Below are 21,203 nucleotides of genomic sequence, written 5' to 3' on the forward strand. Positions count from 1 at the left end.
GCGGTTTACTTCTCCTGCTGCTTGGCTTTCGATTTAGGCTTGGCCCTGGATTTTGGGGCCGCCTTCTTTTTAGCGGCGGGCTTTTTCGCGGCCGCCTTTTTCTTCGCGGGGACTTTACGCTTCTTGGTGGCGGTTTTCTTCGGGGCGGGCTCTTCGGCCTGACCCAGTGCCCGGGCAAACATATTGCGCACATCCCTGACATGATCGTCGATCGAGTCGAGTGTCCACTTGCTGGTGTCCACCGGCGGCAATACCTCGACATCGACGGTGGCCGGGCGGAACACGAAATCGCCTTTGGGTGCTACGTCACCGGCGTTGCGGATCACAATCGGGATCATCGGCACGCCGGCCTGCATGGCGATATGGAAGGCGCCTTTCTTGAAGGGGGCCAGTTTAGGCGACACGGTGCGGGTGCCCTCTGGGGCCAGCACCACAGATTTTCCTTCCACCTGCATGGCCTCGACGAGAGGTTCCATCGACTCGATAGCACTGTTGGCATTGCTGCGGTCGATGAAGACCACACCGCCCATTTCCATCACTTTGCCAATAATAGGCTGCTCAGACTTGATCTCTTTTTTGCCGATCCCGGCAATATCCCGACGCAGCAGGCGGGCGCAAATGACGACATCCGCTTTACTCTGGTGATTGAACACAAATACCGCGGGCCGGTGTGACCACAGGTGTTCTTCGCCTTTGACGTTGAGGTCCAGGCCGATCAGCGCTGAGGCTGTGTCGGCAAACAGCGAAAACGAGAAGTTGTTTGAGGCGCGCCGCGAGCCGGTGAGGGCGTAGATCGGTAGCCCTGCAGCAAAACTGGTGACCAGGCTGCTGGTGGCGGCAACCGAACGCACAAACTGGGTAAGGCTGGGGCGGCCACGGCTGCCGAAGTGGGCGACGGGCCAATGTTTCTTCTGGGCAATGCGCTCCAGTTTGTCGCTGGGGTTGAGAGGGCGTGGGTGGCCCACGCGCTCGAGCAACAGAATGTCGTCGGTGCTGTCCGAGTAAAAGAAGCTCTGATCGAGATCGCCATTGACCTCTGCCGCGAGGTCCTCGGCGGCATCGACCTTGCCCTGACCGAAGCAGGTAGGGCTGACCACGCTACCGGTAAATTTACCGTTGGCCACTTCCAAGTGCGTGCACATCACATGCTCGATATCGAGGTCGCGGGCGGCGGGCTCCACCTGGTACGGGGTGGCCGAGGAAATAATCGATACCGTGTGGCCCTTGGCGATATGTGCATCAATGAGGGCGCGGGATTCCGGGTAAACTTTGCGGGCAATCTGTTTGTTGTACAGCTTCTCGCCGACCTCGTAATAGGTGTCTTCATCGATGCCGCGCATGAACTGGGCGTTGATGGCCATCATGCCGGAGAAGCCCAGTGAGCCCATGCCGAAACTGGTCATGGCTGACATCAGCTCGACAAATTCGCGCGGTGACAGGTCGCCCCTGCGGACCTGCTCACGGATAAAAACAGTGGCCGAGAAACCGGAGATGATGGTCCCGTCGAAGTCGAAAATAGCAAAAATTTGCGGGCCGGAGGGAGACTTCTCGATGTCCTCGAGAAGTTGATCGATATTTGCCATGGAACAACTCTGCAATGGTTAAGCGTGAAGAATAGCGTAATTACATGCGCAATGTATCGGCGTGTGATCGCAAGCGTGACTCAGGCCCGGATAAGGAGGCGAAAAAAAGCCCCGGCGCAGTCCGTGCGCCAGGGCTTGTGTGAGGGGCAATGCTTTAACTTGTTGCCTTTGTAGGTCTTTCCGGCCCGCTACCGGATCAGGTCCCTCTGGCCTTGATGGTTGTCTCTGACAAACGCCCATCAGCGTCCCCCTAAGGTAACTTACCTTCGCGAAGCGCACTCACCCCATGCGTGAGTACGTTTCAGCAAGTTACGGGGTGAGTATAAGAACCTGAAATCAGAGGGCAAGAAATAACGCCATGATATTTTTTTATTCCTGTTTATAACCTTTGGTTATTTCTTCTTGAACAGCAGGGTCATGCGGTCTGATTCACCAATGGCTTCCATGGCCGCCCGCTGCTCGGGGTTGTCTTTGCTGCCACGCAGGCTGGGGGGTAGGCGCCAGACCACATCTTCGGCACCTGGCTTGTCCTTGGGATTGGCGTTGATTTCGCTGGAGGCCACCAGTTCAAAGCCCGCTTCCTCGAACATGCTGATCACGTCAGACTGCTTTAGGTAACCGCGGCTGCCATCGGCGCCTTCAGCTGGGGCACTCTCGGGCAGGCGGTGCTGGACTACTCCCACCATGCCGTCATCGGCCAGCATGGCGCGAACACTCGCCAGGGCCTGGGTGCGGGTACCCGCCTTGGCTTCAAACCGGTTGAGGTTGTGCAGTGCGCGCACGAACAGGAATCGATCGACCGTGCCGATGGCATCCTCGGGCAGGGAGTTGAAGGTAATCCCCTTGGCGTTGATGCCGTTATCAGTGAACCCTGCAACCTTGTTGTCAAAATCATTGACGGCGGCGATGCGCTTTTTGACCCATTCCTCAGTCGCAAAGCTGAACATGGGCCACATACGGGCGACATAGTCGACACCATAGATGGTGCCTTCTGCACCCAGATACCCCGCCAGGATCTTGGTATACCAACCGCTGCCAGGCAGCGCCTCGGCCACGATCATGCCCGGTGCAATCTGGAAAAAGCTGATCGTCTCGGCAGGGTGGCGTGCACCATCGCGTGCGCGATCGGCTTCGCTGCGGGCTTCCACAACAGCAGTCAGGGCAGGATCGATGTCGCTGGCCAGGGTGGTCGTGGTGCCGGCAATCGACAAGGCTGCAACGGCGATGCAGGTTTTTACGAAACGCATGTGGGTTCCTCTAAGTAGGGGCCCGCTCGCAGGGAGCCGGGCGCTGGGCGATGGATGACAAATGCAGGCAATCTGAGCGTAGGCGGGTGTCTCTCCTGACAGTGTGCGCCGGTAGCTCAGTCCCTAAGGCTATATATTGTTAGCGCTTTATCGAGCCAGTGTAGCGGGGATTTCAGCCGGAATATATACTGCGCATCCATTCTCGGCGCATGCCTTGCAACAGGAAAACCCCGCTTGAACGCTTTGTCAGTTTCTCGGCTCGATTCTCAACCCCGGCGAATTCTGCTGGTGCTGCCGACCTGGGCAAGCGACGTGGTAATGGCAACGCCTTTCATCCGCAGCCTCTTTGCCCACTTCTCCCAGGCTGAGATTCACCTGCTGATGCATCGGCGATTGCTGCCGGTACTAGAGGGTAGCCCGTGGATTAATCGTGTTCATTTCTGGGCACCGCGAACCAAAACTGCCGAGGCAAGAGCGGCCCAGCGCGAGCTGATTCATACCCTGCGTGGCTGTGACTTTGATCTAGCGGTTCCGCTCCCTAACTCTTTTCGCAGCGCCTGGCTTTGTTACCAGGCCGGTGCCCGCCGACGGGTCGGGTTCGCCCGGGATGGTCGCGGCTTGCTGCTCACCGACAAGATCGCTGCCCCGAATCGTATCAGGGGCGGTTTCCAGCCCATGCCTTTGTGCGACTACTACGGCGTTCTGGCCGAGGCGCTTGGTATGCCCCATCCGGGAGATCGCGTAGAACTGTTTCTGGTTGACCACGCCGATGCGGCAGTCGATGCCCGGCTCGCCCAGGCCGGTGTCAAACCTCACCAGCCTCTGGTGGTCGTGTCGCCCGGTGGTGAGCACGGGTCGGCTGAGTACTTCGCGGTGGTGGCCGATCAACTGGCGGCGCGCTTTGATGTGGCAATCGTGATCGCGCCTGAGGCGGGTGATGAGTCTCTCGCCTCAGCGATGGCTGATGCCATGAACGCTCCTGCCTGCCTGTTAAGTGCCCCCTGTCTCAGTATTGGTGAGCTGAAGTCGCTGATGGCAGACGCCGATCTCCTGCTGGGTGTCGAGGGCGATCTGCGCCAGTACGCCACCGCTTTCGAGACGCCGCAGGTCACGGTGTTTGGCACTAATGACCCGCGCTGGAGCGCGATATCCCACCGCCTGGAAATTGGTCTGGGATTCGATGGGCGCACTGCTGGCGGCGCCTCCCGATCGAGCGATCGCATTCAGGTACCAACGATTGCGGTGGAAGACGTGCTGGCCGCCTGCGAGGCCCAGTTGAATACTGTTCTCTAGACGCAGGGTTTGCTGGCCGCTGGGGTCATGCTCTAGCGTTGTCGGTAGGGCTATAGTGGATGTCTGTTTAAGCCCTAATAAGAGATATTCACGATGGCAAAAGTTCTGATCACCGGCGCGACCGGGTTTATTGGCAATCACGTGACCCGGCTGTGTCTGGAGCGTGGCCACGAGGTCCGTGCCATGGTTATGCCAGGCGAGGATCGCTCGCCCCTCAATGGCTTTGATGTCGAGTTTGTCGAAGGTAACTTGCTTGATCCCGATTCCCTCCAGCGTGCCGTGCAGGGGGTGGAAAAGGTCTTCCACCTGGCGGCGTTGTTCGCCATCTGGACCAAAGATCCGGATCTCCATTACAAGATCAACGTCAACGGGACCGAATCATTGATGCGCGCGGCACTGGCCGCGGGCGTCGAAAAGGTGGTGTATACCAGCAGCGTTGCCGCCATCGGTATTCCCGGACACGGGGCAATTGCCGACGAGAACACGCCCTTCAATTCATGGCCCTGGGCCAGCGACTACATCCTGTCAAAATACCTGAGCCACCAGTTGGTCAAGGGTATGGTCAGCGAAGGCCTGCCAGTGACCATGGTGATGCCCGGCCTGCCATTTGGTCCGGGTGATCGCATGCCAACGCCTACCGGCACCATGATTATCCGCACCCTGCAGGGCAAGATGAAAAATTACTGGGATGGCGGTGTGTGTCCGGTCGATGTGCGTGATGTGGCTGCGGGTCACGTTCTGGCGATGGAGAAAGGGCGCATTGGTGAGTCGTATATTCTCGCCAACCGTGAAGGGAATATGTGTAACCAGGATTTTTTGCAACTGATCGGGCGCATTGCAGGCGTCGACAATGTGGCAACCACCGAAGTCTCAGGCAAGGTGATGCTGCGCGTTGCCCGGCTGGCCGAGATCTGGTCATCTATTACGGGTAAGGCCCCGATGACCACGGTGAAAAACACCCGCTATGTCCTGCAGCACGGTTATGTGAACCCCACCAAAGCCATCGAGGAGTTGGGCCTGCCGCAGACTCCGATTGAAACAGCGGTGCGCGATTCCGTCGAGTGGTTTCGCGCCAATGGCTATGTTTAGGCGCTGAGCGCTTTCTTTCTGCGGCCTGCCACCGGATACTGGCCGGTATATCACTGACCACCCGGGTGGGCCGTATTCATGCGTCTGTTTGTGCCTCTGGCACTGCTTTTTATTGTGGCACTGTTGCCTCGGCTCTACAGCGCACAAACCCTGGGCTGGGATTGGGACGGCTCGGGCAGTTTTACATTGATCAACTTCGATGAAGGCGGCTCCTGCCGCGCGGCACTGGAGGGCTTTAGTTACTCGCCTTTCATCGGTTACCAGACGATTGCGCTGGCAAGCGCCAGCGGTGCGGTACCGCCTGACGGAGCCGTGGACAGTGCCGCCGTGGCAAAGCGCTATTGCCACTCCCCCCTTCACATTCTGGTGGCGCGCAGTTACTCGGCGTTGCTTGGCGCCGCCTCGGTTGTGGTGCTGGCGTTGCTGGCTATGCAATTGGTGCCGGGTAATCCAGCGGTCGCCCTGTCGGCCGCTGCCCTGTTGGCCCTCTCTGGCTTTCATATCAGTCAGGCTCAAAGTGGTACGGTAGATGCTGCGTCCACGTTCTTTATTTATAGCTTTCTGGCCGTTCTGGCCTGGGCGCTTCGGCGCCGTTCGGCGCTTGCCTACGGGCTGGCGGTGCTGGCCTGTGTTGCTGCGGTATGGGCTAAATACTGGGTCTTTGCCCTGTTGGCCTGGCTGGCCCTGATCCCCTACGACGGATGGCGGTATATACGCCTTGGTTTTAGTGGTGCACGTATTGTTCTGGTGGTTCTGGCTGCTTCTGTGCTGGTTGCGGCGATGGCCAATCCTGCCTGGCCCGCCTGGGGCTTGTTACCGTTGCTGGTGATCTATCTCGCTCTAGTGCCCTGGCGCAATGTGCCTTTGCCCATGGCGGCTTGCTGGCTTGCGTTGCCGTTCCTTTGTTGGGCGGTGCTGCAGATAGACCTTGTGGCCACCTATACCCAAGGGGGCGTCGCCGGCAAATTCGGCTCTGGTTATGCCGCGATTGGTGAGCACAAGTGGCTGCGCAATCTGTTCAATATTCCCATGTGGTTGCTGGTGGCGATTGGCTTGCCAGCGCTGGTGTTTGTGCCTCGCGGTATCGCCGAGTTTTCCAGATTGGCTGAAGATCGCCGACTGTGGGTGTGCGCGTTGCCAATGCTTGGCTTCGGCTTGTTTATGGCGTTCCTTGCCCCGGTGACTTACTACCGGCATTACCTGCCTCTTCTGCCTGCTGTGGCCCTGCTCGCGGCACTGGGTTTGCACGCTACGCCGTGGGGGCAGCGGCGCTGGTTTCTGATGTTGTTCTTCGCCTGGCCCGCCGCGCTGGCGTGGGATATGGTCAGTGATTATCACAATGACCCGCGCAAGGCTTTGCGTCCCTGGAATGCGGCGCATCAGGACGCTCAGGTGTTCAGCAGCTATTACGTCAATCCGCCGCCTGGGCGCTATGCGTTGTTCCGCCCCGAATACGCCGCGGGTGAGGGCACTGTGCTGCGCCGGGCAGACTACTTAATTCTCAGCGAGAACTGGTATGACACCGCGTTTGCCAACGAGTTAAACGGCCCGCGGGTAAATGTGCCTGAGCGCCTGGTGAAAACTACGCCTGAATATGCGGCGTTTTATCGCAGTGCCCTCGCTGGTGAGCATCCGCTGCTGGTGCCGGACGTTGCCTATGACCTGCAACACTTTATGCCGGAATTGCTTTTCCATCGCGCCCTGTACGGCAATGTGCAGTTGTTTGTCGGTGATCTTAAAGTATTCCGAATTCGCAAGTGAGCATGCTACTGTGACCGCCATATAAAGAGCGGAGCATTGTCTTGCAAACCCTGACGGCGGTAGTGCCGGTCTATAACGAGGCGGAAGTTCTCGACGCTTTCCACGCACGTCTGACGGCAGCGTTAGCCGGACTGGATCTGGACTGTCGGGTGCTCTATGTCGACGACGGTAGTGACGAGCCCTGCGCGGTTCGGCTGCGTGAGCTGGCGCACGAGCATGACAACGTCGGGCTGCTGGTGTTGAGCCGCAATTTTGGCAAGGAAGTGGCGATTAGCGCCGGGCTTGATCACGCCGAAGGCGACGCGGTAATACTGATTGATGCCGACCTGCAGGATCCCCCCGAGTTGATCGCCACGTTTGTGGAGCAATGGCGTGCCGGATACGACGTGGTGTATGGGCAGCGTACCGAGCGGCGTGGCGATTCCAGACTCAAGCGTGCCACGGCTGCCGTTTACTATCGCGTTCTCAATGCGCTGAGCGAGGTTGAGATTCCGCAGGACGTCGGTGATTTCCGGTTGCTGAGCCGCCGTGCCGTGGACGCCCTCAATGCACTACCCGAAAGACACCGTTACATGAAAGGGCTGTACGCCTGGATCGGCTTTTCCCAGGCGGCTGTGCCCTATGTGCGCGAGGCGCGCGCCTCTGGCAGCAGCAAGTGGAGCTATTGGCGGCTGTGGAACTTCGCGATGGAGGGGATAACCTCCTTCTCCACATTACCCCTCAAGGTCGCCACCTATCTGGGCATGTTGGTTTCCAGCCTGTCGTTTATGTATGGCCTGTATATGCTGGTTAAGACGCTGATCTGGGGAAACCCGGTGCCCGGTTACCCGTCGCTCATCGTGATTGTGTTGTTTCTCGGTGGGGTGCAGCTTATGTGCCTCGGGGTGATCGGCGAATATCTGGCGCGCACCTATACCGAGAGCAAGGGGCGCGTGCTTTATCTCACCCGGGAGTATCACCCGCCTCGTGACTGACCCGCGCGATCGAACCGAACTCGCAGTAGCGCGCATTCTCCTGTATTGCGCCGGTGCAGTGCTGTTTCTATCCTTTGGCTATACCGAGATGGCCGGCTCCGACCTGTGGTGGCATATTGCCGCAGGCCGGGAGCTACTCCAGACAGGGAGCCTGTGGATGGTGGATGACTGGTCGTTCACCGCCCGTGGCGATGACTGGCTAAACCACGAGTGGCTGGCTGACATTCTGTTCTATAGCTGGGTGCAGCTGTTCGGTCTGCCGTCGCTGGTGTTCTGGAAGTGGTTGGTAGTGATCGCCACCTTCCTGATGCTGCAGCGGGTGTTATGGCGTCAGGGCGGCAATGGTCTGGCGGCCTTCCTGGGCGCGGCCATGGCGGCCGCATTAGCGGAGCCCTTCGTGGATATAAGGCCGCACCTATATACCTTGCTCGGCTTTGCCGTGTTGCTGTGGCTTGCCCTTGAGCGATCTCCCTCCCGCCTGTGGCTGGCACTGCTGTTTCTGGTCTGGGTAAATCTGCACGGCGGCTTCTTCTTCGGCCTGATGGCCCTGGCGATCCTCATCTTTCCCTGGCGTGATTTCAGCTGGCAGCGCTTTGCAGTGGCGGTGGTGACGGGCTTGGTGTGTGTGGCCGCGGCGGCGCTGAATCCTTCAGGGATAAAGACATTTCTGTATCCGCTGGTGTACGCCTTTGATCAGACTTCACCGTTTCGAGAGTTAGCCGAATGGCATTCCCCGTTCCGTCCAGGTGGGATTCAGGCGCCGCTGTTTTTCTACGCCATGTGGCTGCCGGCCTTTGCTGTTTTCTATGCCGTGCCTGTCGTACGCGAGCGCACCGGCGTGCCCTGGGCAGCGCTGGCGCTGTGTGCATTGAGCCTTGCCATGGCGTTGACTAGCCGTCGGTTTATCCCCCTGTTCGGTATGTCGCTAGCCTTGTTACTGACTCCGCTGCTTGCGCTCGCATTGTCGTCGATTCGTCATCGCGTTCTGCAGGTGGGCTTCGCGGCGGCATTTCTGTTGATAGCGCTGATGCGAATGCTGCCCTTCAATTTGCAGGCGGCGCCTAACTTCCACTACCTCACGGCTGAATACTCCTACCCCACAGATACGGTCGACTTCATGTTGGCCAATAATTTAAGCGGCAACGTATTTGCATTGTACAACTGGGGTGGTTATCTGCATTTACGCAGTGATGGCCAGTTGAGCGTGTTTATCGACGGTCGCGCGGATACGCTGTACACCGCCGGTGACTACTACGCCTATCTCGCCGTGCAGCGCGCGGAGCCCGCCTGGATTACGCTGGTAGAGGAATCTGGTGCGGATTATTTCCTGTGGCCGATAGGCCGCAGCGGCGGTGCCGAGAAGTATCGCCAGCTCGTGGCAACCGGGCGCTGGCGCGCGATCTACCAGGATTCGGTTTCCTGGCTGGCGGTGCGTGAAGGTGTGGATTTACCGGTGGAAGTTGTCGCCCCGCCGGCGTCGCCACTGCACTTGCTCACGCAAGGTGTTCTCGCCGCAGGGGAGGGGCGCCCGGACGAGGCGCTGGCGATGGCCAACCAGGTTCGGGAAACACTCCCCTGGCAGCGCGGCGCCTGTCAGCTACAGCTGGATATGCTGCGCCGACAGGGCCGTCTGGATGCGGCTCAGGCGGTGTACTGGGATTGCCTGAGCTATTTCCCTACGCGCTACCTACGCTAGCTTGCGGCCAGAAACTCGCGGGCAATCTCTTCGCCCAACTGGCCGGTCAACTGAGCGCTGTTGCCCATGCTCAACTCGATCTGGCGCGCCTGCAGGCAGTAGCGGAACAGCGGGTAATCGCGGTCGACACCCGTGCCACCATGGCAGTGCTGTGAAGCCTGGCTAACCCGGTGAGCGACATCGCCGCACCAGATCTTGGCGATGGTCACAGCTTCTTCTGCGGGCCTTCCCTGATCGATCAGCGATGCTGCCTGCTGGGTGACCAGGCGCAAGCACTCGATGTCGATGTAGCAATCGGCGACCCGATGGCTCACCGACTGGAAGGTTGCAATGGCGCGACCGAATTGCTCACGTTCGCTGGTGTAGGAACCGGTGATGCGCATCATCTTGTCGCACAACCCAAGCATGGATGCACACAGTGCAGTGCGGGTTGCCTGGGTCGCCCAGTTCATCGCGTCGACAGCTGTAGCGCCCGTGGCGACGATGTCTTCGGCGGGCACCTGGACGTTGTCCAATGCTATTTCGTGCCGTAATTCATTGGCTGTCACTAGCTGTGGTGAAAGTGTCACTCCGGCGGCCTTGGGGTCTATCAGGGCCACGATGAGTTGTCCGTCACAGTTGGCGGACAGCAGGATGCGCTGGGCCTGATCGGCCAGGCTTACACAAATCTTGGTGCCGCTGACGGCATAGCCGCCCTCGGTCGCCTTGGCACTGGTGGCGGGAGTGGCGGGATCCTCGTTGCCGTATTCTTCCAGCGCCGCTGTCACGATACTGCCTCCGGCAATCGCCGACAGCCACTGCTCCTTGAGTGCATCGCTGCCAAAGCGTCGGAGTGTACCTGCGGCGCTGACCAGAACCGGCACCACAGGCGCCGGTGCGGCTGTTCTGCCGACTTCTTCGCACAGCGCGGTAAGCGCAAAGAAACCCAGGTCAGTACCACCTTGCGGTTCGGGGATGTCCAGCCCCAACAAGCCCGCCTCGGCGAGTGCTTCCCAGAGCTTGCTGTCAAACCGCACATGTTCGCCGTCGAATGCCTTCAGTTGTTCTACGTCACTGAAGTCGTTGAGAATCTGTTGTGCCAGTTGTTGGACGCTGGCGAGTTCTTCTGCAATGGTGAAATCCATAGTGTTCTCCTAGCGCGTGCGGGGCATCCACAGCCCCGCCATGGCGATAATGTCTCGCTGTACTTCATTGGTGCCGCCGCCAAAGGTGAGGATGGAGCCCACCCGCCAACGGAATTCGAGTTTGCCTTGCAAAATGGCGCCTGGTGAATGTGCCGCAATGCTCCCTGCGCCACCCATGCACTCCAGCAGGAGGCGATAGAGTTCCACAAAGAACTCACTGCCATAGACCTTGGCCGTGGACGCCTTGGCCATATCGAGCGGGCCCTGGTCCATCATCCATGCTTGGTTCCAGCACATGATTTTTAGTGCCTCCAGACCGACCTTCACCCGGGCGAGATTATGCTGCACCCAGGACTGTTCGATCACCTTGCCGCCGCTGGGCGCCTTGGTTTCTGCGGCCCATTCTGCAACGCTCTCATAGAGTGAGTGAACCTGACCGTGCGTGAACAACGACAGGCGCTCGACGTTGAGCTGGCTGGTGATCAGTTTCCAGCCGCCATTGATCTCTCCCACGCGGTATTTGTCGGATATGCGCACGTCCTCGTAGTAAGTGGCATTTGTACGCGCGCCGAGGGTCCGAACCGGGGTGCAGGAGTATCCGGGGGTGTCGGTAGGCACCAGGAACATTGTCAGGCCCTTGTGCTTCTTGTCCGGGTCCGGGTCGGTGCGGGCTGCAAGCCACACGTAGTCCGCGTAGTTGGCCAGGCTGGTCCACATTTTCTGGCCGTTGATTACCCAGTCATCGCCATCGCGTTCCGCTTTGGTGCGCAGGCTGGCGAGATCGGTACCGGCGTTTGGCTCTGAGTAGCCGATGGCAATAGTCACTTCGCCGCGCTTTACACCGCCAACGACTTCTTCCCGAACCTCGTCGTTAGCGTTCTTCGCAAGGACTGGGGCGACAGCCTCGGTGGTGAGAAAGGGGTAGGCGAAACCCGAGCGAATCACTTCGTCGGTGAATATGTACTGTTCGATGTGAGACAGCTCTTTGCCGCCCAGATCCTTGGGCCATGACAGTCCGATCCAGCCATCAGCCCCCATACGCGCGTATTGTTTGCGAAATTCCGGTCCGCCGCCTTCCTTGAGATCGTCGTCTTTCATTTCTTCGAGAAGCTCTGGCGTCATGACAGTTTTCATGTACTCGCGAACTTCCGTTTGCAGTGCCTTCTGCGCTGCGGTGAGTTCAATATTCATTGGTTCTCCCCAACCATTGGGTTCAGTTTTCCGTGTTGCGTATGGCAGTGAGTAACTGGCGCTGCGTTTCAGCATCCCCACTTTCGAAGGTGCATTGCCAGTTGTCGATCAATGTGCCGAAGCGGCTCTTGAATGCCGTTGGCATTTGCGCCAGGTCCTCACAGACCAGAGCAAAATTGTCCAGAATGTCGCCGTCGATCAGGTTGCCAAGTTCGTCCCAGCGGCCCTGGCGCGTCAGGGCGTTAGCCTCTGTCTGGAGATCGCCCCAGCCGTGCAGTTCCAGCACCGGACGATAGGCGGGTGTTGAAGCATAGAAGCCGAGCTGGGCCTTCACTGCCTGCAAATTCTGTTTGAACGAGGCCTCGTCAGTGCCGCAGACCACCATGGCCGGGCAGTTGATCTCAAAGTCGCTGCGCTCGCGGCCAGACGTTTCCAGGCCGCGCTCGACGGCAGGCAGGGTGACCTCGCGTAGGTATTTTGGGGTGGTGAAGCCGTGGGCGATCATGCCGTCGGCTACCCCCGCGGCAGTCTCTGTCATCAGCGGACCCACTGCAGCCACATTGACCCGCGGCGCCTCGCAGCCGTTATTGGGTGGCGTGAACATGGGTGTCATCAGGGTGTGGTTGTAGAACTCGCCCTCGAAGGCGAGCTTCTCGCCGGTCTGCCAGCTGTGCCAGATGGCCTTCATAGCCCGCACGAATTCACCCATGCGCGCAGCCGGGCGCGACCACGGCATACTGAAGCGGCGGGTGATGTGCGGCTTGATCTGCGAGCCGAGTCCCACACTGACGCGACCACCGGAAAACTGGTTAATGTCCCAGACCTGCTGCGCAACGGTCATGGGGTTACGGGCAAAGGCAACTGCGATAGAGGTCGTCAGGCGGATGGCCTGGCTGTGCTCAGCTGCCATCAGTAATGGCAGGAATGGGTCGTTGTTGATTTCGGCAGTGAACAGCGCGTCGTAACCACGGTTTTCCAGTTCCGCAGCGGCAAGAGGGGCCATGGCCAGGTCAGATCCCAGCATGCCGGACACTTTCACGACAGCTTGTCCTTAAATGTGCGCCAGTAGTCTCGCTACCATGTCCTCGGCCTGTCCGGCGTAGGCGCCGCCAAACAGGTTGTAGTGATTGAGCACGTGGTAAAGGTTGTATAAGACTTTACGCGTGCTGTAACCCGGATCAATGTCCCAGGTATCGCGGTAGGACTGGTAAAAGCGATCATCAAAGCCGCCAAACAGCTCGGTCATGGCGAGATCTGCTTCCCGGTCACCGTAATAGACAGCAGGGTCAAATAGGACGGGTCGTCCCGATTGATCGGCGGCGGCGTTGCCTCCCCAGAGATCACCGTGCAGTAGCGATGGCACCGGGTTATAGCTGCCGAAGAAGACCGATAATACCTCCATCAGGCGCTGGCCGTTGTCGTAGAGTCGAGCCGGGGCACCGTTTTCCTGGGCGAGCCGCAATTGGTAGTGGAGGCGCTGCTCGCGGTAGAACTCGATCCAGCTATCGGTTTGCATATTCAGTTGTGGAGTGGCTCCAATGGTGTTGTCTCGGCTCCAGCCGAAGAAGGTGGCAGAACAGCGATGCATGGCCGCAAGTTGCCGGCCCAAGGCAGCGCTGGACTGTGGTGAGATTGGCCCGAGTTCTATGTACTCCATGGCCAGCCACGCGCGTTTGCCGTCGACCCCGGTGGCGACAGGGCGGGGTGCCCGGATGGTGCCGCTATCCGACAATGCTGCCAGCCCGGCTGCCTCAGCCTCAAACATGGGTAGCCTGTCGCGCTGGTTAAACTTCACAAAGTAGCGGGCCCCGTCACCTTCAAGACACGCCGCCTCGTTGATACAGCCGCCCCCCACAGCCCGGCTGTGTCTGGTGACAAATGGCGGCCCTGTGGCCGCCGAAATCGCTGCCGAAATCCCTTCCCAGTCGCGCAATTTTCCCCCGCTTTGCCGCCTGATATTGGGTGTTGAGCTCTGCGGGCGAGATGCTTATAATGCCCGCCCTCTTCAGGACTATAGCTCAGTTGGTTAGAGCGCTACCTTGACATGGTAGAGGTCCCCAGTTCGAATCTGGGTAGTCCTACCAATACCAAAAGCCCCGGCATTCGCCGGGGCTTTTTTTGCCTTGAATGTCATGCCATCAGCGCATCGGCTCGTATCTATAACCGCCTCTTTATCCGCGCAATTTCATGAACTTTAGCTATCTTTTGAGTACCACCCGTCCTCTGGTTCAATCAAGAGGCAGTGATTGTGCGCACCCAAAGCATTCGCAAGCGCATTCTGGCTACCGCCGTGGCCGCCTCTGCCCTGGCCGACGACAAAGTCCTGCTGTGGGGCGACACCCACCTGCATACCAATCTCTCCCCCCGGCGCCTATATGAACAAGAACACCACATTCACGCCGGATACTGCCTATCGTTTTGCCGGGGGCATGGCGGTGATCGCCGACGATACGCGTGCCAAGGTGAAGCTGGAGACGCCGCTAGATTTCCTAGCCGTGACTGACCACGCTGAGTGCGCCGGCGTCCCCAAACTATTGTGGGGCGGTGACGATAACTTCGTCCAACATGAGTTGCTAGACAGATACCAGCGTGTCCTAAGAGAGAGAGTCGAAACCCAAGGTGGCGGCGAGCGCAGAGGCGAGGCTCGTTCGTGACATAGTTCAGGGCATGACGCTCATTGTTATTTCCTTGCGTTGCGAATCTGTTTTAGTGGTCGGCGAAAATCACGCGTTGTGGCTGTGATTGCCAATAGGGCACCCGGGGCATGTAGGCCTTGTCTACCTCGGGGCGCTTGATCTTCAAGGTCGGTGTCACGATGTTGCTCTCCACCGTCCAGGGCGTTGGAAACACGATGATTTGTGACAGGTTTTCGTGTTTGTCCAAAGAGGCGTTGGTTTCTGCCAGTAGCGATTCCAGCTCACGTTGCAGCGTCGCATGATCATGGCTGGCATCCTCGGCCAAAGTTACCAGCGCAATGGGCTGTGGCAGGTTGGCGCCCGTGACACACACAAGCTCCAGGGCGGTGTGCCGCTGCAACTTGTCTTCTATTGGCGCAGGGGCGACGTACTTGCCCTTGCTGGTTTTGAAAATATCCTTGATACGACCGGTGATTTTCAGGTGTCCGTCGGCACTGATTTCGCCCTTGTCGCCAGTGTGAAGGTAGCCTTCGCTGTCGATGGTTTGAGCGCTGAGCTCGGGTTCTTTGTAATAGCCGAGCATATTGGTCGGCGACTTCACCAGAATTTCGCCCTCGGCAGAGAGTTTGCAAATCACATGGGGGTTGGCATTGCCCACATAGCCGATACGGGCCTGGCCCGACTGGGTGGAGTGCGAGTAAGCGAAGTTCTCGCTCATCGCGTAGCCCTCGAGAATGTCGATGCCGAGATTGCTGTACCAGCGCATCAGCGATGTCGACAGAGGAGCAGCGCCGCTGATGGCGATGCGTAGCTTGTCCATGCCCAGTGCACCGGTAAGTTTGCGGCGAACAATGCCGGCGACAATCGGTAACCGCAGAAGCCGCTCAAGTTTTTTCTCCGGGACCTGTTCCAGCACCCGCTGCTGCAGCTTGCTCCAGATTCTCGGTACGGCGAAAAATAGGGTGGGTCGAGCCCGGCGCAGGTCGTCGGCAAACGTGTCCAGTGAATGGGTGAAGTAAACCCGGAAACCGTTGTATAACTGATTGATTTCTACTGCGGCGCGCTCGGCCACGTGGGCCAGGGGCAGATAGGAAAGCATGCGGTCTTGTTCGCGGGTGTCGTACAGATCTCCGGTCAGTTGGCCCACTGTCGCCAGGTTTGCGAATGAGTGCATCACGCCTTTGGGCATGCCTGTGGTGCCGGAGGTGTAAATAATCGTTGCGAGTGCTTCCAGTGGTTGAGCCGGTTCGCCGGGCATTGGTAACTGTTCGCGCAGGATGTCGCCCCAGCGAGTCGTCCCTTCTGCAATCTCAGTCGAAGCCAGTGGCAGGCTGATCAGAGACACCTGTTCCGGGATGCCGGCGCGAATGGTCTCCCAGTCCTGCAGTTTGCCCACGAACATGATCTCAGCTTCGCTGTGTTCAAGCACCTTGCGAACCGTATCTGCGGCGAGAATCGGGTAGAGCGGTACAGAGATGTGGCCCGCCATCCAGATCGCCAGGTCGGCAATAATCCAATGGCAGCAGTTGCTGGACATGAGTGCCACGCGGCTGCCCGGGGCAAGCTCTTGAGCCTGCAGGTAGCTGGCAATCCGCCTGGCCTGCTGGCCCACGTCACGCCAGGTCAGCGACTCGACCTCATCCTCGGGGCCGGGTTGCACGAAGCCGATGTCGTCGGCGTTCTCCCGCTCGCGAGCGTAAAAGGCTTGTAGTGGTCCCCGCTGGATCTCTGGCAAAACGCTGGTCATGGCTGTAGCTTCCCCGGATTGTGATTAGGGTGTTCATATTAGGCATGGCCTGCAGCGCGGGGAGTGGCCCGGGCGATCAAATAAACTGGCTCCTCAGAGCGCGAACTCGTTACCGGCCTCCGTCGCGGTGACTTGTCCGGCTTTGCCGATAATGTCACCCTCCAGCATCCGGGCCAGGGTGCTGCTATTCGCTTCGACATTCGCCAGGATTCTTTCGCCGCTAGGGTTGGTAGCAACGATGAACCCGCGTTGGGGGCCTGTTTTGTCGTAAGCGACGGTATAGGCCTCTACGGTAGCGGTCCCCTCGGGGTTGGCCGCCAGCGAGCAGCGAGGGCTCTCGTCTACCTCAGCCTGCAGGCTTTCCGCATCAATAGGTTGCCAGGGCTGGGTGGGTGGCTCGCTGGAATAGATGCCCACTGAATGTTTGGTCAGGTACAGGCCATTGGCTGTGACCAGGCCGTTGCCGCCAGTCTTGCCCAATTGATCTGCCATCTGGGCAATGGCGTGCAGAGAGTAGTTATTGCCCGGTCCGCCGAAGAAAGGTAGCCCGCCGGTCACGGTAACGCCGCGGTTATCCAGAGGATCAAGGCCAATCTCGTTGCAAGCGATCTCTACGGCGCAGGGAAAACAGCTGTAGAGATCAAAGTGGTCGATGTCTTCAAGCGTCATGTCTGCCGCGGTGAGACTGGCGTTCACCGCCTTGCCAATGGCCGGGGCGCGTTTCAGGTCCGGTCGCTCACTGACATGCCATACCTCGTTGATATCTGTGCCGCTGCACAGGTAGATGCACTGTGATTCGGGAATGCCCAGTTCAGTAGCGTGTCCTGCGGTGGTCATGATAATGGCGGCTGCCATGTCTACCGCCAGCAGTGCATTCATAGCTTTGGTATAGGGATAGCCTATATAGCGGTTGCCCTTGTCGGGCGTGGCAATCGCGTCGGCACTGAGGCATTCCTGACGCCAGGCGTACGGGTTGTCGGCCGCTACAGCGGCCATGCTCGCGCACAATTCGGCAGATAGTGACTGGCCGTTGTTGCTGTGCCGCAGCGCGGACTCAAACAGCGGGTAGGTGTTAATCGGTTCGTACAGACCGTGAGCCTGCTCGATGCTGTTCAGTCCATCCTTGTCTTCGGGGCCAACCATCGTCGGCGCCTCGCAGGGCTCACCCATCCAGCTGCTAATGTCTGCGCCGCTGCGCATGGCACTGAAAAAATTGTGAATAAATTCCGCACCGTTAACCAGGACTGCCTTGAACTGGCCTTGCGCAAGGCGATTAGCAAAGTGGTTGACGAGAAACTGGGGTGTGTTGCCACCTATGCCGGTTTGAAAACACTGGGGGTTATCCAGGCCGACGCGTTCGGCGATGATCCGACCCGGGTTGCGGGGAAGTAGTGGCGCGAGGTTGGGGTCGGTATCCATGATGAAACGCACCGTGGCGATGGCATCCACACTGTCCGCCAGAGCATCGCAGTTGGCATTGGCCAGTACCTGCAGGCTAATCGATTCCAGGGCGTTCAGGGGGGTGCGCTCGGCATCTGGCTCGCGCCACGTGTGCTGAGCGCAGGCAACAATGACGGGTGCATTCGGATTTGACGGCATAGCTTGGTTCTCGCATCGAATATTGGCAGGCAACGAATCTGCGTTTGTGTACGCAAACTGTCAAGCTAACGGCGGCGCACGGCGACATTTTGATTGCCGCGGGCAGGCTTTTTGGTTGCTGCGGATATTGTTCATAGACCGGTGCGGGTTGACCATGAAAGTGTCAGAAAACTTGCGGCGGTCACGCCGCCTTTCATGGAGAACAAGATGTCGCTGGATTTCGATAGCGCACGCATGCACAACCCGGATCTGAATGAGGAGCACGATGCATGGCGCGAGCAGTTGCGCCGCTTTATTGATAAGGAGATTGTGCCCAATGTGGATACCTGGGACGAACAGGGCTTCCTGCCAGCTGAGCTGTGGGGCAAGGCGGCAGCGTTTGGCCTGTTGGGCCTCGGTTACCCGGCTGAATACGGAGGCACCGAAGAGGGCATCGATCTCTGGCACCGCAATATCGTGAGTGAAGAGTTGTCGCGGACCAGTCTGGGTGGTCTGCCGAGTACATTGTTGTCCCACGGTATCGGCTTGCCGCCGGTCGTCGCCTTTGGCAGTGAGGCGCTGAAGGCAGAAGTCATTCCGCTGATTCTCGCCGGAGAGAAGCGCATTGCCCTGGCAATTACTGAGCCCTCGGGAGGCTCGGACGTTGCGAACCTGCAAACCACAGCGCGTCGCGAAGGCGATTACTACATCGTCAATGGCAGCAAGACCTTTATCTCTGGTGGTATGGGCGCCAACTGGTTCACAACCGGGGTTCGCACCGGTGGAGACGGTATGGGTGGCGTGTCGGTGCTTGTCATCCCTGCCGATGCCGAGGGCGTGAGCCGCACGCCGCTGGATAAGAAGCAGGGCTGGTGGTGTTCAGACACGGCCACTATTTACTTCGACAATGTCAAAGTTCCCGCGGTTAATCTGCTGGCAGAAGAAGGGCATGGCTTTCTCGTAATCGCGAATAACTTCAACGGTGAGCGCATGGGTATGTGTGTCATGATGGAGGCGAGTGCGCGGGTGTGCCTGGAAGAGGCTGTGGCCTGGGCGCAGGAACGCAAAACCTTCGGCAAGCGTCTGGCCGATCACCAGGTCATTCGCCATAAAATCGCTGAGATGAAACAGCAGATCAACGCTTGTCAGGCCATGATTAATCACTGCACCCGGGAGATTATCGCCGGCCGCGCGGTGTTTGGAGATATTGCCCTGCTCAAGGTTCAGTGTAGCCAGACCATGGAATTCTGTGCCCGCGAGGCCATGCAGATTCTGGGTGGCATTGGTTACATGCGCGGCAACAGGGTTGAGCGTATTTACCGTGAAGTGCGGGTCAATGCCATCGGTGGCGGCTCGGAAGAAATCATGCGCGATCTGGCCGCGCGCCAATACCAACTATAAAAAACGGTAAAAGATAGTGAGTGAAAATTTGAAGGTAGGGATAGAGAGCTGCATCGCGACATTGACGCTCAATCGTCCGGAGTCCATGAATGCGCTGAACCATGCGTTGTTCATGGAGCTGGAGACCGCGATTGCCGATCTGGGTAAGCGCGATGATGTGGCCTGTGTCATTCTGTGTGGAGAAGGCAAGGCCTTTTCTTCCGGGCACGATTTGCGCGATATCGAAGCGGGGGGAGAGACGGAGCACTCTCAATACGAGGCAACGGTTCTGGAGGCGCTGGCCAGCTTGTCAGTGCCGACCATTGCCCAGGTGCATAAATACTGTTTCACGGGCGCTCTCGAGCTTGCGCTGGCCTGCGACCTGATCTTTGTCGATGAGGCAACAGTGCTGGCAGATACCCACAGTCAGTGGGGGCTTAGCCCGGTATGGGGAATGACGCAGCGCCTGCCGCGCCGTGTTGGCGCCGCCCGTGCCAAAGACATGATGTTCAGTGCTCGACGCGTTGGCGCCGAGGAGGCGCTGCGGATCGGGTTGGTCGATCGGGTGTTTGCAGCCGGCGAACTAGCCTCGCAAACGCGTGACTATGCGTTGGCTGTGGCGAAGAATTCACGCCATAGCCATCATGTGTGCAAGAGCATCATTGAAGCGACTGACGGCTTGCGCCTGCATGAAGGTCTGGATTACGAATACACCAACAGCCCCGGCGTCTGTAGCGATATGCAGGCAAGGGTGGCGGCATTCACCAGTAAGTCCTAAGATTTTTTCTCGCGGGCCGTATACGCCCGCGGCGTCACGCCTGTCCAGCGCTTGAACGCGCGGAAGAACGAGGTCGGCTCAGAGAAACCAATGCTCTCGGCCACCTCCTCAATGCTCATGACACCTCGGTTAAGGTTGTAAATCGCGGTATCCCTGCGCAGGTCGTCCTTGAGCTGTTGATACGAGGTGCCTTCCTCGCGCAGCCGTCGGCGCAGTGTGCCGGTGGTGGAGTGTAGCTGGGACGCCACCCATTCGAAGTCGGGAAATTCATCAGCGACGCTGGGCTTGATCAGTTGAGTGACCTTGGCCACGTGGCTGTTGCGCTCATCCGGGCTCGCCATGAGTTGAGCGCCGGGAATTTTCAGGAACGCTTCAAGATCGGCCTCGCTGCGGACGATGGGAGCATCGAGATAGTTGGCACTGAAACTAATGCAATTGCGGTTGCGGCTGAAATGAATCGGCGCACGGTACAGCAGGTTGTATGCCGCAGCGTGCTCCGGCCTCGGGTGTGCAAAACTGGCACTCTCAAGCGGAATATTCTGACCGATCAGCCAGCTCGCCAGGCGATGGATAATCGCCAGGAAGGACAGGACCAGCAGCCGCTGTGGTTCGGAATCGTCGCCCAGAGGGGCAAACACATAGTGGGCAATGCCGTCGACGACCTCTACTGATGTCACACTGCAATCCGTAGTGACCGAATGGAAGGGCGTGGCGCGCTCGATAAAGGCGCCCAGCGTAGGCGCGTGAATACAGGCGTAGCAAATCAGTGCGAATGTGCCCGGCCTGGAGGGTTGTTCCACCAGTCCACAGTATTCATCGTTGAGCTCGGCGGAAATCAGATCGACCAGGGCTGAATACTGGGCGGCCGGAATGCGCGCCCGTGCGCCGTCAACCACCTCCCTTGAGATGTCCAATTGCTCCAGCGCAGCCTCGATGTCACAGCCCTTCAAGGTGGCGCCGTGCAGCAGTGCGCGGACAAATACAGCGGGTACTGTCGATATTTCCATTCAGTTAAAGCCTTATAAAACAAACGCTTAGCGCGTTTCGGCGAGATTGACAGTTTGGGCTATAAAAGTACGTGTTTCAAGCCATTAAAACCTGTCGACAGCTGTCCGAGAATACGCGC

17 protein-coding genes and 1 tRNA gene are annotated in these 21,203 nt (G+C 58.7%); 9 read left to right on the forward strand and 9 right to left on the reverse strand.

Going from position 1 to position 21,203, the window contains the following annotated elements:
* Window positions 1–5 precede the first annotated feature (5 nt).
* Both BST95_RS04860 and BST95_RS04865 read right to left on the reverse strand, forming a co-directional pair.
* On the reverse strand, window positions 6–1,583 hold the full coding sequence (locus BST95_RS04860) for an HAD-IB family hydrolase (RefSeq protein ID WP_084198381.1): 1,578 nt from the start codon (window positions 1,581–1,583) through the stop codon (window positions 6–8).
* Between the two features lie 392 nt (window positions 1,584–1,975).
* Entirely contained in the window at window positions 1,976–2,830 is an 855-nt protein-coding gene (locus BST95_RS04865) for a class I SAM-dependent methyltransferase (RefSeq protein WP_066056080.1), read from the reverse strand.
* A gap of 234 nt (window positions 2,831–3,064) precedes the next feature.
* Here BST95_RS04865 and BST95_RS04870 point away from each other — a divergent pair, with 234 nt between their 5' ends.
* The 5 genes from BST95_RS04870 (at window position 3,065) to BST95_RS04890 (ending at window position 9,643) form a co-directional block, all read left to right on the forward strand.
* Window positions 3,065–4,123: a glycosyltransferase family 9 protein gene (locus BST95_RS04870; RefSeq protein ID WP_146004225.1), complete on the forward strand. Its 1,059-nt coding sequence runs from the start codon at window positions 3,065–3,067 to the stop codon at window positions 4,121–4,123.
* A gap of 93 nt (window positions 4,124–4,216) precedes the next feature.
* Window positions 4,217–5,212, forward strand: coding sequence for an SDR family oxidoreductase (locus tag BST95_RS04875; RefSeq protein WP_084198383.1), 996 nt, complete (start codon window positions 4,217–4,219; stop codon window positions 5,210–5,212).
* 78 nt (window positions 5,213–5,290) lie between these two features.
* Window positions 5,291–6,973 carry a class-II aminoacyl-tRNA synthetase family protein gene (locus BST95_RS04880; RefSeq protein ID WP_084198384.1) on the forward strand — a complete coding sequence of 561 codons (1,683 nt, stop codon included), beginning with the start codon at window positions 5,291–5,293 and terminating at the stop codon, window positions 6,971–6,973.
* A gap of 41 nt (window positions 6,974–7,014) precedes the next feature.
* Window positions 7,015–7,947, forward strand: a complete 933-nt coding sequence (locus tag BST95_RS04885) for a glycosyltransferase family 2 protein (protein ID WP_102106353.1) — start codon at window positions 7,015–7,017, stop codon at window positions 7,945–7,947.
* On the forward strand, window positions 7,940–9,643 hold the full coding sequence (locus BST95_RS04890; protein WP_084198386.1) for a hypothetical protein: 1,704 nt from the start codon (window positions 7,940–7,942) through the stop codon (window positions 9,641–9,643). Before BST95_RS04885 ends, BST95_RS04890 begins: the two co-directional genes overlap by 8 nt.
* On the opposite strand, the gene BST95_RS04895 is transcribed toward BST95_RS04890, so the two are convergent.
* The 4 genes from BST95_RS04895 to BST95_RS04910 are packed head-to-tail and all read right to left on the reverse strand — an operon-like array spanning window position 9,640 to window position 13,891.
* The gene (locus BST95_RS04895; RefSeq protein ID WP_084198387.1) at window positions 9,640–10,767 is read right to left on the reverse strand and encodes an acyl-CoA dehydrogenase family protein; all 1,128 of its coding nucleotides are present in this window, start codon (window positions 10,765–10,767) and stop codon (window positions 9,640–9,642) included. The two genes, BST95_RS04890 and BST95_RS04895, sit on opposite strands and share 4 nt — an antisense overlap.
* A gap of 9 nt (window positions 10,768–10,776) precedes the next feature.
* Complete coding sequence (locus BST95_RS04900; protein WP_084198388.1) at window positions 10,777–11,958, reverse strand: acyl-CoA dehydrogenase family protein; 1,182 nt, start codon at window positions 11,956–11,958, stop codon at window positions 10,777–10,779.
* A 22-nt stretch (window positions 11,959–11,980) separates the two neighbouring features.
* Entirely contained in the window at window positions 11,981–12,997 is a 1,017-nt protein-coding gene (locus tag BST95_RS04905; RefSeq protein ID WP_157114453.1) for a TIGR03617 family F420-dependent LLM class oxidoreductase, read from the reverse strand.
* Window positions 12,998–13,009: 12 nt separating this feature from the next.
* Window positions 13,010–13,891, reverse strand: coding sequence for a fructosamine kinase family protein (locus BST95_RS04910; RefSeq protein WP_084198389.1), 882 nt, complete (start codon window positions 13,889–13,891; stop codon window positions 13,010–13,012).
* 74 nt (window positions 13,892–13,965) lie between these two features.
* Between BST95_RS04910 and BST95_RS04915 the strand changes: the two genes are divergently transcribed.
* Together BST95_RS04915 and BST95_RS04920 are read left to right on the forward strand one after the other, a co-directional pair.
* A tRNA-Val gene (locus tag BST95_RS04915) sits at window positions 13,966–14,042 on the forward strand.
* Between the two features lie 291 nt (window positions 14,043–14,333).
* Window positions 14,334–14,612: a DUF3604 domain-containing protein gene (locus tag BST95_RS04920; RefSeq protein ID WP_084198390.1), complete on the forward strand. Its 279-nt coding sequence runs from the start codon at window positions 14,334–14,336 to the stop codon at window positions 14,610–14,612.
* A 52-nt stretch (window positions 14,613–14,664) separates the two neighbouring features.
* On the opposite strand, the gene BST95_RS04925 is transcribed toward BST95_RS04920, so the two are convergent.
* Both BST95_RS04925 and BST95_RS04930 read right to left on the reverse strand, forming a co-directional pair.
* The gene (locus BST95_RS04925; RefSeq protein WP_102106354.1) at window positions 14,665–16,341 is read right to left on the reverse strand and encodes an AMP-binding protein; all 1,677 of its coding nucleotides are present in this window, start codon (window positions 16,339–16,341) and stop codon (window positions 14,665–14,667) included.
* Between the two features lie 93 nt (window positions 16,342–16,434).
* Window positions 16,435–17,940, reverse strand: coding sequence for a hypothetical protein (locus BST95_RS04930; protein ID WP_084198391.1), 1,506 nt, complete (start codon window positions 17,938–17,940; stop codon window positions 16,435–16,437).
* 207 nt (window positions 17,941–18,147) lie between these two features.
* Here BST95_RS04930 and BST95_RS04935 point away from each other — a divergent pair, with 207 nt between their 5' ends.
* Both BST95_RS04935 and BST95_RS04940 read left to right on the forward strand, forming a co-directional pair.
* Window positions 18,148–19,320 carry an acyl-CoA dehydrogenase family protein gene (locus tag BST95_RS04935; protein WP_084198392.1) on the forward strand — a complete coding sequence of 391 codons (1,173 nt, stop codon included), beginning with the start codon at window positions 18,148–18,150 and terminating at the stop codon, window positions 19,318–19,320.
* A 16-nt stretch (window positions 19,321–19,336) separates the two neighbouring features.
* Complete coding sequence (locus tag BST95_RS04940; RefSeq protein ID WP_146004226.1) at window positions 19,337–20,077, forward strand: enoyl-CoA hydratase/isomerase family protein; 741 nt, start codon at window positions 19,337–19,339, stop codon at window positions 20,075–20,077.
* Here BST95_RS04940 and BST95_RS04945 read toward each other — a convergent pair.
* The gene (locus BST95_RS04945) at window positions 20,074–21,084 is read right to left on the reverse strand and encodes an AraC family transcriptional regulator (RefSeq protein ID WP_084198394.1); all 1,011 of its coding nucleotides are present in this window, start codon (window positions 21,082–21,084) and stop codon (window positions 20,074–20,076) included. The genes BST95_RS04940 and BST95_RS04945 overlap by 4 nt on opposite strands.
* Between the last annotated feature and the right edge of the window lie 119 nt (window positions 21,085–21,203).

This window comes from Halioglobus japonicus (assembly GCF_001983995.1).
In the GTDB taxonomy this organism is placed as follows: domain Bacteria; phylum Pseudomonadota; class Gammaproteobacteria; order Pseudomonadales; family Halieaceae; genus Halioglobus; species Halioglobus japonicus.

Coding starts and splice junctions, on each gene's coding strand:
- BST95_RS04860 (WP_084198381.1), bottom strand. CDS start 1,583: ATGGCAAATATCGATCAACTTCTCGAGGACATCGAGAAGTCTCCCTCC.
- BST95_RS04865 (WP_066056080.1), bottom strand. CDS start 2,830: ATGCGTTTCGTAAAAACCTGCATCGCCGTTGCAGCCTTGTCGATTGCC.
- BST95_RS04875 (WP_084198383.1), top strand. CDS start 4,217: ATGGCAAAAGTTCTGATCACCGGCGCGACCGGGTTTATTGGCAATCAC.
- BST95_RS04880 (WP_084198384.1), top strand. CDS start 5,291: ATGCGTCTGTTTGTGCCTCTGGCACTGCTTTTTATTGTGGCACTGTTG.
- BST95_RS04895 (WP_084198387.1), bottom strand. CDS start 10,767: ATGGATTTCACCATTGCAGAAGAACTCGCCAGCGTCCAACAACTGGCA.
- BST95_RS04900 (WP_084198388.1), bottom strand. CDS start 11,958: ATGAATATTGAACTCACCGCAGCGCAGAAGGCACTGCAAACGGAAGTT.
- BST95_RS04920 (WP_084198390.1), top strand. CDS start 14,334: ATGAACAAGAACACCACATTCACGCCGGATACTGCCTATCGTTTTGCC.
- BST95_RS04925 (WP_102106354.1), bottom strand. CDS start 16,341: ATGACCAGCGTTTTGCCAGAGATCCAGCGGGGACCACTACAAGCCTTT.
- BST95_RS04930 (WP_084198391.1), bottom strand. CDS start 17,940: ATGCCGTCAAATCCGAATGCACCCGTCATTGTTGCCTGCGCTCAGCAC.
- BST95_RS04935 (WP_084198392.1), top strand. CDS start 18,148: ATGTCGCTGGATTTCGATAGCGCACGCATGCACAACCCGGATCTGAAT.
- BST95_RS04945 (WP_084198394.1), bottom strand. CDS start 21,084: ATGGAAATATCGACAGTACCCGCTGTATTTGTCCGCGCACTGCTGCAC.